Source organism: Niabella ginsenosidivorans (genome assembly GCF_001654455.1).
Taxonomy (GTDB): domain Bacteria; phylum Bacteroidota; class Bacteroidia; order Chitinophagales; family Chitinophagaceae; genus Niabella; species Niabella ginsenosidivorans.
Genome location: NZ_CP015772.1, coordinates 3,905,873 through 3,919,967, shown reverse-complemented (window position 1 = coordinate 3,919,967; position 14,095 = coordinate 3,905,873). Strand labels below are relative to the sequence as shown.

Below are 14,095 nucleotides of genomic sequence, written 5' to 3'. Positions count from 1 at the left end.
GGACGATAAACTGAGCGTAGCAACAAAGCTGCCATGAGCATTACAGCCGGCCTGATAATTATTTTTTACCAAATTTAATCCTTCCTTTCGGATAAACCGCGCTTTCACCCAGTTGTTCTTCAATACGGATCAACTGGTTGTATTTTGCAATGCGGTCGGTACGGCTTGCGGAACCCGTTTTAATTTGCCCGCAGTTTAATGCTACCGCCAGGTCCGCAATAGTCGTATCCTCTGTTTCACCGCTCCGGTGGCTCATAATGGTATTATAACCATTGTGCTGTGCCAGGGTAACTGCGTTGATGGTTTCCGTAATGGTACCAATCTGGTTTACTTTTACCAGTAACCCGTTGGCAATGTGTTTATCAACACCCTGCTGCAAACGCTCTACATTGGTTACAAAAAGATCATCGCCCACCAGCTGGCATTTGCTGCCCAGGGCTTCTGTAAGAGCTGCCCAGCCTTTCCAGTCGTCTTCTGCCATACCGTCTTCGATGCTTGCAATGGGGTATTGTTTTACCCAGCTTTCCCAGTATTTTACCAGTTCATCGCTGCTAAGCGCTTTACCGCTGCTTTTGTGGAATACATATTTTTTCTTTTTGGCATCCCAAAGCTCACTGTTGGCCGCGTCCATCGCAATAACGATCTGGGAGCCGGCTTTGTAACCTGCTGCATCAATAGCTGCCAATACAGTTTCGATCGCTTCTTCATTGCTTTGGATATTAGGCGCAAATCCGCCTTCATCGCCCACGTTGGTGCTGAAGCCTTTTTTCTTTAAAACGGATTTTAATGCATGGAAGATCTCCACGCCCCAGCGAAGGCCTTCGCTAAACGTAGAAGCCCCAACAGGCATGACCATAAATTCCTGGAAATCGATCTTATTATCAGCATGTGCTCCGCCATTTAAAATGTTCATCATAGGGATGGGCAATGTTTTGGCATTGGTACCGCCTACATAACGGTATAAGGGTAATCCTGCTTCTTCAGCGGCGGCCTTGGCAGCAGCCATACTTACGGCTAATATAGCGTTGGCGCCCAGTTTTCCTTTGTTGGGAGTGCCATCCAGTTCGATCATCAGCTGGTCGATCCCAGTTTGATCCGCCACATCATACCCTAATAATGCCGGCGCGATGGTGTTATTTACATTTTTTACTGCTTTAAGGGTTCCTTTGCCTAAATATTTTTTCTTGTCGCCATCCCTTAATTCAACTGCTTCATGAATACCGGTACTGGCACCGCTTGGAACAGCAGCGCGGCCCAAAGCGCCTTCATCTGTTAGAACATCTACCTCAATAGTAGGGTTGCCGCGGCTATCTAAAATTTGTCTTGCGAATACCTCTGAAATGTAACTCATTGGAAGAAATTAAAATAATTTTTAAAATTTGATTTAGTGGCTGCAAGTTACTTAATCCTTTGCGTAACGGGAACACTATGGGGAAAAAATGTAAAATAATAAATAAGGAATAAGAAATGTAAAAGGGGGAGAAGGATAAATGTAAAATGTGGAATATTGAATTTGGAATGTAAAATGGGGTGGCAAGTGGCAAGTAAGAAGTAGGGGCGGGTGGTGGATAGTAAAGTAGTTAATAGCTGGTAGGGGGCGTTAAAGGCTGACAACTGACTACGGAATGCTGATAACTGACACTCAATACTCAACACTCAATGAGCTGATGGTTCATAGTTCATAGCGGATGGTCAATAGCAGGGATTAACACTGACAACTGATAACTGAATGCTGAATACTCAATATTCAATGCTCAATACTCAATACTCAATTCTCAATAGTTCATAGCGGATGGTCAATAGCAGGGATTAACACTGACAACTGATAACTGAATACTGACAAACTGAATGCTGACATCTCAATTCTATACCCTATCTTTCCTTTTTAAATGAATATGCTATGAAATGCCTGATCATTGTAGATATGCAGTATGATTTTTTGCCGGGTGGCGCACTGGCCGTTGGCCGTGGTGATGCACTGATCCCGATAATTAACCGGTTGCAGAAAGATTATGAACTGGTGGTGGCCACACAAGACTGGCATCCGGCGGATCATAAAAGCTTTGCCTCCCAACACCCGGGCAAAAAGGTATTTGAAATAACAGAGCTGAACGGTCAGGAGCAGACATTGTGGCCGGATCATTGTGTGCAGGGTACTCATGGAGCAGAGATCCATAAAGAGATCGACCAGCACCAGGTAGAGGCCGTTTTCCGGAAAGGGATGAACCCGGAAATTGACAGCTACAGCGGGTTTTATGATAACGGGCACCTAAAGGCAACGGGCCTGGACGGGTATTTAAAAGACAGGGGCATCAGTGAAGTGCATGTTTGCGGCCTGGCGGCTGATTTTTGCGTTTATTTTACGGCAACAGATGCCCTGGAGCTGGGCATGCAGGCTGTGATCCTTGAAAGGGCGGTATTGCCTATTGACGCCGGAAATTATGATCAGTTAAAGAAAGTATTTATTAAAAAAGGAGGTGTGTTGCTTTAAACGGGAATAACGGGCTGCTGATCTGCAATGAACCGGTCAATACCTTATCGCATCGTCCCGGTGCGTGGCATAGGCTTTTTTAAAGTCAATGATCTTAACCCGGCTGGCAATAAAACGGATACCGCCTATGAGATGCTTTAAATATACCGGGTCTTTATAATCCTTTTTATCATGTCCAAGCGTAGTGATCCATATATGCCCTCCATCAAACTGCTGTTCCCATACGGCCGGGTAAAAATCGCCGTAATAGCCCTTGTTTTTCAGGAATACCTGTTTTTCCCGGGCGTTAGTAGTGTCAATGGTGCGCAGATCGTGAACCATTAGCACCTTAGGACCGGGATACAGTTCTTTTTCAAAATAGCATTCATCCTCTTTTTGCCAAATGGGCGCCAGGCCCTGCATGGATGGATGCCGGGGATCTATGATACGAACCGTAAATCTCTGGAAATGTGCATGCCAGGAGAAAGTGCCGCCCAGCATCATTTTAAACCAGCGCCAGTTACGTTCTGTTCCGGTTACGGAATGTAAGCCAACAAATCCGCCACCGGCTTCCATATATCTTCTGAAAGCCACCCGCTGTTCATCGGTATCAAATACATCATTATTGGTGCTGGGAAATACCAGCAGGGTATATTGCTGCAGATTTCTTTCGTTCATCACAGCAGGATCAGCACTGGTATCAACCTTAAACCCATATCGGATGCCCAGGCGCTGCAGGGCTGCCGCTGCATAAGGTATATTGTCATGTACATATCCTTTGCCGTTTTTGGTATATACCAGTATTTTTACTTTTTTCCAGTTTACAGTCTGTGCATCGGAATGGAAGCCTTGAATATTGATGCTGATAACAAGTAACAGGGATAAAAATCTTTTCATTTCTTAACAGGTTGGTTAATATGAATTTTTGGCGGATGGGCGAAGGCCTGCCAGGCTTCTTCTGCTTTTTCTTTTGTAAGCCGGTTGTTAAATACAAGGAACCGGTATCTCAAAAGGTATTGCCTCCCGGGCTCCAGCAACCAGTCCTTGTTTTTTGTTGGAGAAAAGTTGAGGAATACATCTCCCCGCTGGTTCATATTTTCAGGCCATACGCGCAGGGGTTCGGGGTAATTGTAGTTGGCGGGATAACTCATCATTTCCAGCCCGCCGTATTGCCGGTTGAGCCGGCCTTCTGCAACACACCACTTTGCCGTGCTGCCATCAGCTTCTTTACGGTCTTTTCCTTCTGATGTGAAAATAATACTGTTATCTTTGTTCCAGGCAGCGGTTGCCCGTATTCCCAGACCACCATAACGGTATTCCAGCAGCTTTACCGGGCTGTTGCCGGCGCAGCTGAGCTGAACAGTGATATCCATGATATAATAGCCCGCATCCGGTTCTTCGGAACGATAGACCTTTACGGTTTGCAATTCGTTCATTGCTGTTTTTTCTGATCCGTCTTTTTTAAAAACGATGTGCTGATGCAATGCCTGATACCCGGAATAAACAGCACCGCTAAAAATGCCTGCAAATCCCCCGAAGCGAACGGTGCCTTTCCGGTCCTTCAGGTTCCAGAAGTCAACAGTGTCTTTTTCAAATAAAACATGTGTCCAGGGGTTCCATAGCCCCCAGTGGTGGTAATGATCAGGCGCGTTGATGCGGGTAAGCTCTTCTCCGTTGGGCGTCCAGAGGGGATGTATAAACCCGCTGCGTTTATACGCGGTGTCCACTCCTTTTGGCGGGTATACGGTTTCAAAATGATAACGCAATAAAGACTGATTCCCGTTCCTGAGCGTAACGGCACCGTTTTCAATAAGCGGTGCCATTGACGGGGCAGGGGCGCTCTTTCCTTTTACCAGTTCATACGAGCGGGTCCTTTGCCTGCCGGGAGTGAGCAGCCAACAGAGCCTGCGCCTTCCGTTTGTTTCTGTTTGAAAAGGAACGGGTATTCTTTTACCTCCGGTGGTTTCAACCAGTTGGAGCGTACTGTCTGCTTCAAAAGTAATGGCATCCAGGTCGATGCTCATTGGAATCGCGAAATTTTCTTTACCGGTGGTAGTGACCTGCCAGCTATTGATCCGTTGTGCATTGGCCCCGTAAGGAGCAACGATAAAACAGGCCAGTACAAAAGATAAAAATCTGTTCATACATTGTTATTTTGTCCCGGATTTTTTGGCAATTTCAAGGGCGGATGTGGTCGTATAATATTTTGCGATCATGTTCGGCACTTCCCATTCGGGCATTTTCTTTTCTTTTAAGAACCGGAGGTATTGCTGCATTACCTGCCCGAAATGCGCTTCGTGACCGGTATCGTATTTCTCAGGAACAAGTACCTGCCATCCCTTTACGGCTTTCTTTATTGCGATGCCGGGATAATTTGCCTGTATTTCTGCTAAGGCGTTGTTCAGGTCTTTTTCAAAATCCGCATCCTTCTTTTTTGCCGGCTCTATATATAAAACGGGGTGATAATGCTGCTCCGGTCCCTGGCGGATAATTAAAGAAGCCCTTGTGCCCCGCAGTGCCGAATAATAGGTATCGCCTGACCCTTCCGGCGCTTTATAGGCCCAGGTAGCGGTTATCTTAATAGTAACACCCCGGAGCTTATAGGTAAAGGATCCATTAAAATAAGTGTTTAAAACCGTATCGCTGCTTACATTGTTTTTCAGGTAATCAGGGAAAGCGGGTTCTTTTGTTATTTCAGCAAACTGGCTTAGCGTTACGGGCGTTGTCCATCGTTTTGCAGAAAGTAGTTCAATATCTTTCTGGTAATCCAGGGCCTGTTCCGGGAAACACTCGATCTGTGCCAGATCCACAAGATGAGTAGCCACATCTACCGTGCCTTCTCCCTGCCGGGAGATATCAAAGAACCAGGCTGGTCGTTGCAGTACGGTACCTGAAACTGATTTATACAGGTAATGAACGCTTTCTTTGGTAACGGCCGGATTGTCCGGAGTGCCTTTTTCAAGATCCCCGAACAGCGTTTTTATACGGGCAAATGCACGCTGTAATTCATTGGTAGCCTCAAACCGTTCTGTCATGATATCATACAGGAAAACATTTTTTTGAGACGCCTTGGCGAAAGCATTTTTGATCAGCTCAAAACCCGCTTTGTCGATGGCCATTGGTTTATCAGCCAGTACATTCATCCCCGCGTCTATCGTATTGTAGATATATTCCGCTTTTTTTAGATTGTTGCCGCTCATTACCACCACATTCCCTTTTTTTTCAGTGATCATTTTATTGAAAAAATCGAAGCCTGTATATACGTGCTCGTTCCAGTGGGTAGGATGCTCTGAGCGTGCATTGTAGGCATCTATCCTTTTTAAATGAAGATCCAGGTCCTGACCTTGAGGGGCGTATACATACACATTACTGTCTACATTCGGGTACATTTCTTTTTGTACCAATGCAGCATGAAAATGACCGGGGTCCAGTGTTAGAAGCCTGATCAGCTCTTTGTTTGCTGCCTGCTCTGTTTTTTTGTTTTTGCAGGCGGTGATCAGTATTGCCAGCATGCAAAATAGCGTTAATGGTTTCATTTGTTTTTTATTTTATCCAGTACATAATTTGTTCCGTAAGGTGCGCGTTGCGGTCTTGAAAGCAGCTTATTAGCTTCAATATTATCTTTAAAGACCTCCTTTTGCGGATCCCAGTAGAGCCGGGCGCCCATTTTCATAGCGGCATGCGCTACAAGGCATGCGCTGCAGGAACGGTGCGCCACTTCTGCGGGGCTGATGGTTGGTTTTTTATTGATGATGCAATTGAGCCAGTTGGCATGCTGCTCCGGGCTTTCATATAAGTGTGTTTCATTAGGACCTATTACTGAGGTTAATATTTTAGGATCGCTTGCTTTAAATGCCTCCTGTTGCTTGCCACCGGGATCGGTAGCGGTTACGCCCACATCGCCCCTTGAAACGAAGATCCAGCCATTGCTGCCCTCAAACCGGACGCCATTTGGGTTTTTACTGTTGATGAGCAGGGTGACGCCGTTGGCATATTTTGCCGTTACTTCATAATCACCGTGTACATTCCATAAACCGGTTTTTGGAAATACTGCGGTACCCTCAACTTCAATGGGCCCGGTGAGTTCCGTATCCATGCCCCAGTGCGCTATATCAATGTGATGTACGCCCCAGCCGGTGATCATGCCTGCGCCAAACTGCTCCATCCGCAGCCATCCTCCGCGCGACTCAATATATTTCTGGTTATGTACACGGTCTTGCGTATAGTAAATGTATGGAGTAGAGCCCAGCCACAGATCATAGTTAAAACCTGCAGGAACAGGCATTTCTGTTGTGTTGCCGCCCGGCGGGTCAGCAGGCAGGCCAACATGGACTGTATGTAGTTTTCCGATGCGGCCGTTCCGTACCAGTTCACAGGCCCTCTTAAACTGGGGCCAGGGGCTGACTGAGCGTTGCTGGCTGCCTAACTGAAAGGTGACGCCGGACCTGCGCACCACATCGCTCATAGACCGGCCTTCTTCAATGGTAAGGGAAGTAGGCTTTTGCAAATAAATGTGCTTGCCCGCCAAAGCCGCCTCCATGGCGGGTTGCGCATGCCAGTGATCCGGTGTGCTTATGATGACCGCGTCAATATCTTTTTGAGCCAGTAACTCCTGATAGTTGTCATAAATTTTTATATCAATATAATTTGAACGGCCGGTTTTCTTTGCATACCACCCTTCAATACGGCTTTTACCGTTTTCAAGGCGGTAACGGTCAACATCAGCCATGGCAGTAATTCTTGCTGCATCATGTTTGAAGGTTTCTGCCAGGTCATGCGTAACAGCAATACGCCCGCAACCGATCTGCCCGATGTTGATCTTATTACTGGGGGCATCTTTTGTAAAAAAGGAAGCGGGAACAATCAAGGGTGCCCGGGGAAGCAGCAGCGCACCCGCCGAAATTTTGACGGAACTTTTGAGAAACTGTCTTCTGCTTTTTACATGTTTCATATTGTATGAAATTTTAATCAGGAAGAACCTGTATTCTTAATAGCCTGTAAACAAAACGCCAGCAGGTAAAAACCATTAAGGGCGGTATCAGGGATGAGCGTTTTGTATAAAGCATTTTTTTAATAGAATAAAACTTTTAAGCAACCGGCACTACTTCAAATGTAAGGAAAGAAGTATTGCCGGTTTTTCTTTTGGGAAGAACGGTTTTATGCATCCGGGATCGTGTCTAATGGCGGTTTATTGAGCTCATAACCCACATACCCTTTATTCTGGTTAATCCTGCCATTGATATTGCCCTGGATGGCGCTGGAGGGCACCGGCCACAATACATGGTAAGGGCTGATGGTGTATTTGTCATTGTGATTGGTGATCACTCCATCCCTGTAGAAATTATTCCTGGCCTTTACCCGGTCATAAAAATAATTGTCGTCAGAAAAGTTGTTCAGGTGGTACACTTTTCCGTTGTCGGCAGGTTTACCGGTCATTGCAAAAATATAAGCAATGCGTGTGAGCTCCGTTTTACGCGGCTCCTCATAAAAAAGCTCGCGGGCCCGCTCATCCAGGATGGTGGCAATTGTTACAGGCCCGGTAAGCGGTGCAGCACCGGCTCTTGTATGTACTTTGTTCAGATCTGCCAGCGCACTGGCCTGGTCCCCTTTCCAGAAATAGGCTTCTGCGCGTAACAGGTACGTTTCAGCCAGACGGAATAAGTACCAGTCACTATGGCCCCCCGTCATAGGAGTATGCTCATTGTCCGGTATAAAAGTTTTATACTGGGGCCAGCCGAACCAGCAACGGATGGTATCTGAGCAAAGTAATGATCCATTAGCACCCCGCAGTTGCAAAGGTTTTAAATAATACGGATCATTGTTTTTCTTTAATTCAGGTTCATTGTACAGCAGGTCTTCCATGTTCATCCAGTTGCCTTTTGCATGTCGCAGATCATTGGGATCGGTCCAGATCTCGTATTGACTGTAGTTGGTGGGCCGGCATCTGCCAATGCCCCGGCCCACCAGGTTTGACTGAATGAGATCCATTCCGCTGATCACACCATCGTTGGTTCCTTTTTTGCCGGTAGGGGTGGTAATATAAGTGCCCCAATAGGGTACCGCCTGCCTCATGATTGAAGTACCCCCATCGTAGGCTCCATCCCCGAAACGGTCGATGATCATATACAGGCCTTCTTTATTTTCGGCTATGGATTTATTTTCCGGGCGGTGCAGGTCCCAGATCACGTTTTTCTTGGTATTGCCGAATGGAGCGGTCATCAACTGGTAAACGCCGCCATCAATTACCTTGCTTGCGGAGGCAATGGCCGCATCAAAATCGCCCAGGGCCAGGTTTACCTTGGTCAGCAAATGATCTACAGCACCTTTTGTTACTTCCCCGCGGTTCACATTGTCTGTGACCCACTGATCTGCAAATTCCAGATCGGCTTTTATCTTTTTAAGGATGACTTCCCTTTTGGTGGAATAGTAGTCCAGCTTGGGCTCGGTTTCTTCTTTCATCACCGCGGGAACGTCTCCGAACTGATGTGTGAGCCGGTAATATTTTGCTGCCCGGTAAAAGTAAGCAGATCCAAGAATTGCATTGCGCTCTTCTTCGGAACTGTACTGTGCGCTATCAATCCTTGAAATTACCGTATTGGCATACTTTATCTGTTTATAGGCTTCCTGCCAGTAAAACAGTAACCGTGCATGATCGGCGTCATCATACTTTGCCGCAAAATCAGGATTAATAACAAGGTTAAGGTCCTGTGCCGGCCCTGATTTATCAGTAATGCCATCAACCGTTATTTCAGAGAAAAGCATCTCTGTTAAAATGGGAGGCGTGTCGCCGTAATATTCGAGGCGGGTATTCCTGGCGCAGGCTACCAGGGCAGCCCGCATACCATTAGCATCAATATAAGCATTTCCGGGAGTGTAGAAGGATAACGGCTTGGCTTCCAGCCAGCTTTTTTTGCAACCGGACAACAGGCTTGTTGCAACTGCAGCCGTAGTGATGAGGAAGGATGTTTTTAAAAAATTCATATCACTAAGTTTTTAAAATTAGAGATTTACATTCAGGCCAAAATTGAAATTCCGCGGGGCCGGTGTGGGCCCGTAATTATTATCGCTAAGCGTGATAAAATCGGATTTTGTCCGTACATATTCCGGGTCCCAGAAATCCCAGTCCGGAGAATAAACAGCTACATTGCTGACTCCTGCGTAGATTTTAAGCCCTTTTATTTTTGCCCGGTCAAGTATTTTTTTGGGAACGTTATAGGCAATGGAAACAGTACTTAGCCGGATGAAGGAAGCTTTACGATACACGCTATAGGATGCGCTGCCGTTACTGGAAAATAAACGGGCATATTCATTGGTTGGGTTTTCCGGCGTCCAGTAAGGAAGTATGTATGAGTTCTGCCGGTCCTGGAAGCCGGAATTGTTTTTTGCCTGGTTATAAGCTCTTAACTGTCCCCAGTTGGAATACAGCATAAAGGCCAGTTCAAAATTCTTAAGAATCGTGAACTCATTCCGGAGCGTCCATTGGAAACGGGGAGTGGAATATCCCAAAAACTGCCGGTCAGCATCGGAGTAGGTTCCGTCACCATTTACATCTTCAATTTTAAAATCCCCGGGTGCCACACCATATTTTGCTGCTTCAGCTCTTTCAGATTCCTGCCATACGCCAATAACTTTCTGATCCCAGATGGCATCAATGTCATGCCCGATGAACCATTTATTGGCAATATCGTCCTTTTCGCTTTGCCCGATCACATTTCCGTTTGCATCATAGTCGTTGGACAAGCCATATAAACTGGTTATTTTATTCCTGTTCAGCCAGAAATTAAAACTGGTCCTCCATGAGAAATTCTGATGCTGGATATTTACCGAGTTCAAAGCCAGCTCAAATCCTTTATTCTGTACTCCGCCAAGATTGTCCATTCTGTTGGTGAACCCGCTTACATTGGGAAGCGACCGCAGCACCAGCAGGTCTTTTGTTTGTTTCAGATAAAAATCAACGGATCCGTTCAGCCGGTTATTCAGGAACCCAAAATCGAGCCCGATGTTATTAGAGGTTGTTTGTTCCCATTTTAATCCCGGGTTCGCCATCCTGTCTACCCATAACTGGGATACCAGTACCACTTTTCCGTCTGGTGTTACGTACTGGTACTTGCCTGTGGCCAGATTGGTTAATGCAATATACCGGTCAATATCCCTGTTCCCGTTGATCCCCCAGGAATAGCGCAGCTTTCCATAGTTGATCCAGGATTGATTTTTCATGAATTTTTCATCGGTGAAAATCCATCCGGCTGCCAGGGCCGGAAATGTAGCCCTGGGATTTCCCTGTCCAAATGCTGAATAACCATCTCTTCTCACGGATGCTGTTAATAAGTACCGGTTCTTAAAAGTATAGTTCAGGCGGCCCATTAATGCATCGCCGGTACTTACCTGGTCATCGCTGGTGATGATCGGTTTGATGCCGGCTCCGATATTATGCCAGCTCAGCACATCGCTGGGGGTGAACCCTTCATTCTGCATATCTTCCTGCCAGGACTGAAACTTTTCTGCATTGATTAAAAAAGTAACATCAAACTGGTGCTCGCCAAAAGTGCGGTTCCATTTGATCAGGTTGTCCCATTGCCAGTTATAGGTGGTTTGTGTCAACCGTTCTGCAAAGCCACCTCTGGCCCGGTAGCTTACATGATCTGCGGATATACCATTAAAATACCTGTAAAATTCAAAATTGGGTGTGAAATTGACCTGATAGGAAAACCCGTATGGAAGCATCCCCTTTAAGTACAGGGTTCCGAATAGGGTATTGGTTTTCCGCAACCGGTTGGTGTAGGTGTTGTCCATAAACGGGTTTGCATTATTACCAATGTCGTCATTGGGACTATCCCTTAGCGTTACCCCATCGTCATTATAAATAGAACCATAGGGAGAGGCATTGACCATTTGGTCCCAGTTTACCGGTACCTGGCTTTCATCCCTGTCTGCAAACTGTACGTTCATTCCGGCAGAGAGCCAGGAAGTTACTTTTCCTTCAAGGTTGATGCGGGAACGCAACGTCTTGAACCGGTCTCCGGTAATGAACCCATTATTGTCCGTATATCCGACAGACATATAGTAATTTACCGCATCAGACCGGCCCGAAAGGCTTACGGTATGATCCTGCCTGAACCCTTTCTGAAACATAAGATCATACCAATCCACTGTTTTGCCGGCCTTGTAGTTGGCGATCTCCACCGGTTTTAACCCGATGCGGGTCAGCCATATTTCTGTGGGGTCGCCCGTCAGCCCGTCCATCCACCGGTCCAGTGAAACGCTATCCGGAAGATGATCGGGGTTGTCATAAATATATTTTTTAGAGGAGGCAGCGTTCATGCTTTTAAATACATCGCTGCGCCAGTTCAGGAAACCGGGGCCGTCATACAGCGGCTGGTTCATCGAGAGCGCTGCAAAGCCTACATTGGTATTAACAGTGATCTGAGGTTTTCCTGTGCTTCCTTTCTTGGTGGTAACGATGATCACCCCGCTTGCGGCCTTTGATCCGAAAACAGCGGCCGAGCTTGCATCTTTTAAAACATCAATTGTTGCAATATCATTAGGGTTGATGTCAGACATCTGGCCCTGATAAATAACTCCGTCTAAAACGATCAGAGGACTGGTGCCGGCTTTTAAAGAGGTTTTGCCTCTTACCAGAATATCTCCCACACCTTTTGCAGAAATGCCCTGGGAAACATTGATGCCCGGCACATTCCCCCGTAGAATGTCCTGCACGCTTGAAGGGTTTTCGTTTTCCAGCCTTGAGGCTTTTACCTGGGCAACGGCACCTGTCAGGTCTTTTTTCTGAGCGGTACCATAGCCAATCACAACCACCTCATCAAGTGAGCTTGCTGTACCTGAAAGCTGTACGTTGATGGTATTGCGTTTTCCGGCTTTCTCTTCTTTCTCTGTATATCCTGTGTAACTGAATACGAGTATATCGTTCTCCGCAACTCCTTCTATTTTGTACTTACCTGTATCATCTGTTGTCGTAGCTTTTGAAGCGCCCTTTAAAGAAACAGTAACACCAGCGAGAGGCTTCCTGGTTGAATCCTGAACCTGACCTGTAACCATATGTGTGGCTTTCTGGGCGAACAACGGGTTGCCAAACAGTAGCAGGCAGCCATAGAATAAAAGCCGCTTAAAGCGGTTGTTAGCTTTTCTCTTTTTCATTACTGAAAGTTTAATCGTTTAAAATCGGGTTTAGAATTTGAACAGAGCGCGTATAAAGGTTTTTTGATTAGAGGGCTTTTGAAAAAACCGGGCGATATTCAATCGTTATGAAGCTGCTGTTATCTCATGTTTTTTGAATAGCTTCAAAAGCTAATTTAGTTGTTACCTGGTAAGTTTCCGGAACGCAGGCTCAATATTTTTACTAAAACGTTTGCGATGGAGGCTTTCATGATAAGGCCCTCAATGGCTGCTTATGACTTATTCCAGGAAATGAGGCTATTACACATTTTTATTTCTGATGAAGTATATTGGGCTGAGTATAATAAAAAACCGCTTCAGAATTCCTGAAGCGGTTCAGTTAGTCGTCATCCTGTAACAACCGATAGGTATTCGGCAAATAAATCCGATGAAATTTTGTAGTTACATCTTCGAATTTGTTCTCCACGCGGAGCTACAGGATGACAGTCTCTTTATTTGCCTGTCATCATTTTCCTGAGGTTCAGTAAACCATAACGCATTCTTCCAAGAGCCGTATTAATGCTGCACCCGGTAATTTCTGCTATTTCCTTAAAACTCAGGTTGGCAAAATGACGTAAAATAATTACTTCTCTTTGCTCTTCCGGCAACTGCTCCAGCATATCCTGTGCCTTGCCGATATTCTGAACGGTGATGATCTTTTCCTCCACATTCTGCTCAGAGGAATTGATCGTGTCCAGCACTTCATTATCAACACTGCTTTTCGTAAACGGAAGGCGCTTTAATTTCCTGAAATAATCCACACAAAGGTTATGCGCAATCCGCATTGCCCAGGGCAGGAACTTTCCTTCTTCCTTATACTTTCCGCTTTTTAGTGTTTCAATAATTTTTATGAAAACATCCTGACAAATATCCTCAGCATGGTATTTGTCCTTTACTAAAAAAAGCACTGTATTGAAAAGCTTATCCTGGTACCTGTTCAGCAGGGAATCCAGTGCAGAAGTATGTCCTTTTGTAAATAAATTTATTAGCTCGTTATCAGTCTTCTTTAAGTAAGTTAACATTCTTTCAAAATTGTAACCAGATCCTGGGATCTGCATTTTTAAGATTAAAACTTATTTCAATAACCTCCGGATTTACCCCTTTCTTCACTTTTTCTTTTACCGAGGTAAACGAGTGCTGCGAAAATAGTAGTTTCATCGTTTACCGGAACTTCTTTTTGTCCAAAAATTGTCCCCTGAATGTTCAAAATATTGTTAAAATTGATTAACAATATGTGTAATTTGTTTATAATGAAATTGTTGTAAAATGGTTTGATCCTGCCACGGTTTTTGATAACTCTGAAGGCTGCCCCGGTATATCATACCCTATTGGGCACAGAATATTTTTTTCAAAATGATATTGCAGCAACATACGGATAACCTGAACAGGCTTATATCATGCCGCGCTGCGGCTCTGTGATCGTTTTTGATAAATCTGTAAATAGTTCCGGTG

General features: G+C 45.5%; 9 protein-coding genes. 1 reads left to right on the top strand and 8 read right to left on the bottom strand.

Annotated features, from left to right (window positions below):
* Positions 1–58 precede the first annotated feature (58 nt).
* Positions 59–1,351, bottom strand: coding sequence for a phosphopyruvate hydratase (gene eno / locus A8C56_RS16440; protein ID WP_067758364.1), 1,293 nt, complete (start codon positions 1,349–1,351; stop codon positions 59–61).
* A 549-nt stretch (positions 1,352–1,900) separates the two neighbouring features.
* Here eno and pncA point away from each other — a divergent pair.
* Positions 1,901–2,491: a bifunctional nicotinamidase/pyrazinamidase gene (pncA, locus tag A8C56_RS16435; protein WP_067758362.1), complete on the top strand. Its 591-nt coding sequence runs from the start codon at positions 1,901–1,903 to the stop codon at positions 2,489–2,491.
* Between the two features lie 36 nt (positions 2,492–2,527).
* Here the strand turns inward: pncA and A8C56_RS16430 are convergent, their stop codons facing one another.
* The 7 genes from A8C56_RS16430 to A8C56_RS16400 all read right to left on the bottom strand — a co-directional run bounded on the left by A8C56_RS16430 (position 2,528) and on the right by A8C56_RS16400 (position 13,665).
* Entirely contained in the window at positions 2,528–3,367 is an 840-nt protein-coding gene (locus A8C56_RS16430; protein ID WP_067758360.1) for a ThuA domain-containing protein, read from the bottom strand.
* Entirely contained in the window at positions 3,364–4,614 is a 1,251-nt protein-coding gene (locus tag A8C56_RS16425; protein ID WP_067758358.1) for a DUF6807 domain-containing protein, read from the bottom strand. The genes A8C56_RS16430 and A8C56_RS16425 overlap by 4 nt, the downstream gene beginning before the upstream one ends.
* A gap of 6 nt (positions 4,615–4,620) precedes the next feature.
* Positions 4,621–6,006 (bottom strand): putative oxidoreductase C-terminal domain-containing protein, encoded by a 1,386-nt coding sequence (locus A8C56_RS16420; RefSeq protein ID WP_067758356.1) that lies wholly within the window; start codon positions 6,004–6,006, stop codon positions 4,621–4,623.
* A complete protein-coding gene (locus tag A8C56_RS16415) occupies positions 6,003–7,421 on the bottom strand; it encodes a Gfo/Idh/MocA family protein (RefSeq protein ID WP_067758353.1) in 1,419 nt (472 codons plus the stop codon). The genes A8C56_RS16420 and A8C56_RS16415 overlap by 4 nt, the downstream gene beginning before the upstream one ends.
* A 206-nt stretch (positions 7,422–7,627) precedes the next feature.
* Positions 7,628–9,451, bottom strand: a complete 1,824-nt coding sequence (locus A8C56_RS16410; RefSeq protein ID WP_067758350.1) for a RagB/SusD family nutrient uptake outer membrane protein — start codon at positions 9,449–9,451, stop codon at positions 7,628–7,630.
* Between the two features lie 18 nt (positions 9,452–9,469).
* On the bottom strand, positions 9,470–12,625 hold the full coding sequence (locus A8C56_RS16405) for a SusC/RagA family TonB-linked outer membrane protein (RefSeq protein WP_067758347.1): 3,156 nt from the start codon (positions 12,623–12,625) through the stop codon (positions 9,470–9,472).
* A gap of 470 nt (positions 12,626–13,095) precedes the next feature.
* On the bottom strand, positions 13,096–13,665 hold the full coding sequence (locus A8C56_RS16400; protein WP_067758344.1) for an RNA polymerase sigma factor: 570 nt from the start codon (positions 13,663–13,665) through the stop codon (positions 13,096–13,098).
* Positions 13,666–14,095 lie beyond the last annotated feature (430 nt).

Bases quoted from the DNA above. Each gene is read 5' to 3' on its own strand.
- A8C56_RS16430 (WP_067758360.1), bottom strand. From the start codon at position 3,367: ATGAAAAGATTTTTATCCCTGTTACTTGTTATCAGCATCAATATTCAA.
- A8C56_RS16415 (WP_067758353.1), bottom strand. From the start codon at position 7,421: ATGAAACATGTAAAAAGCAGAAGACAGTTTCTCAAAAGTTCCGTCAAA.
- A8C56_RS16425 (WP_067758358.1), bottom strand. From the start codon at position 4,614: ATGAACAGATTTTTATCTTTTGTACTGGCCTGTTTTATCGTTGCTCCT.
- A8C56_RS16405 (WP_067758347.1), bottom strand. From the start codon at position 12,625: ATGAAAAAGAGAAAAGCTAACAACCGCTTTAAGCGGCTTTTATTCTAT.
- eno (WP_067758364.1), bottom strand. From the start codon at position 1,351: ATGAGTTACATTTCAGAGGTATTCGCAAGACAAATTTTAGATAGCCGC.
- pncA (WP_067758362.1), top strand. From the start codon at position 1,901: ATGAAATGCCTGATCATTGTAGATATGCAGTATGATTTTTTGCCGGGT.
- A8C56_RS16420 (WP_067758356.1), bottom strand. From the start codon at position 6,006: ATGAAACCATTAACGCTATTTTGCATGCTGGCAATACTGATCACCGCC.
- A8C56_RS16400 (WP_067758344.1), bottom strand. From the start codon at position 13,665: ATGTTAACTTACTTAAAGAAGACTGATAACGAGCTAATAAATTTATTT.
- A8C56_RS16410 (WP_067758350.1), bottom strand. From the start codon at position 9,451: ATGAATTTTTTAAAAACATCCTTCCTCATCACTACGGCTGCAGTTGCA.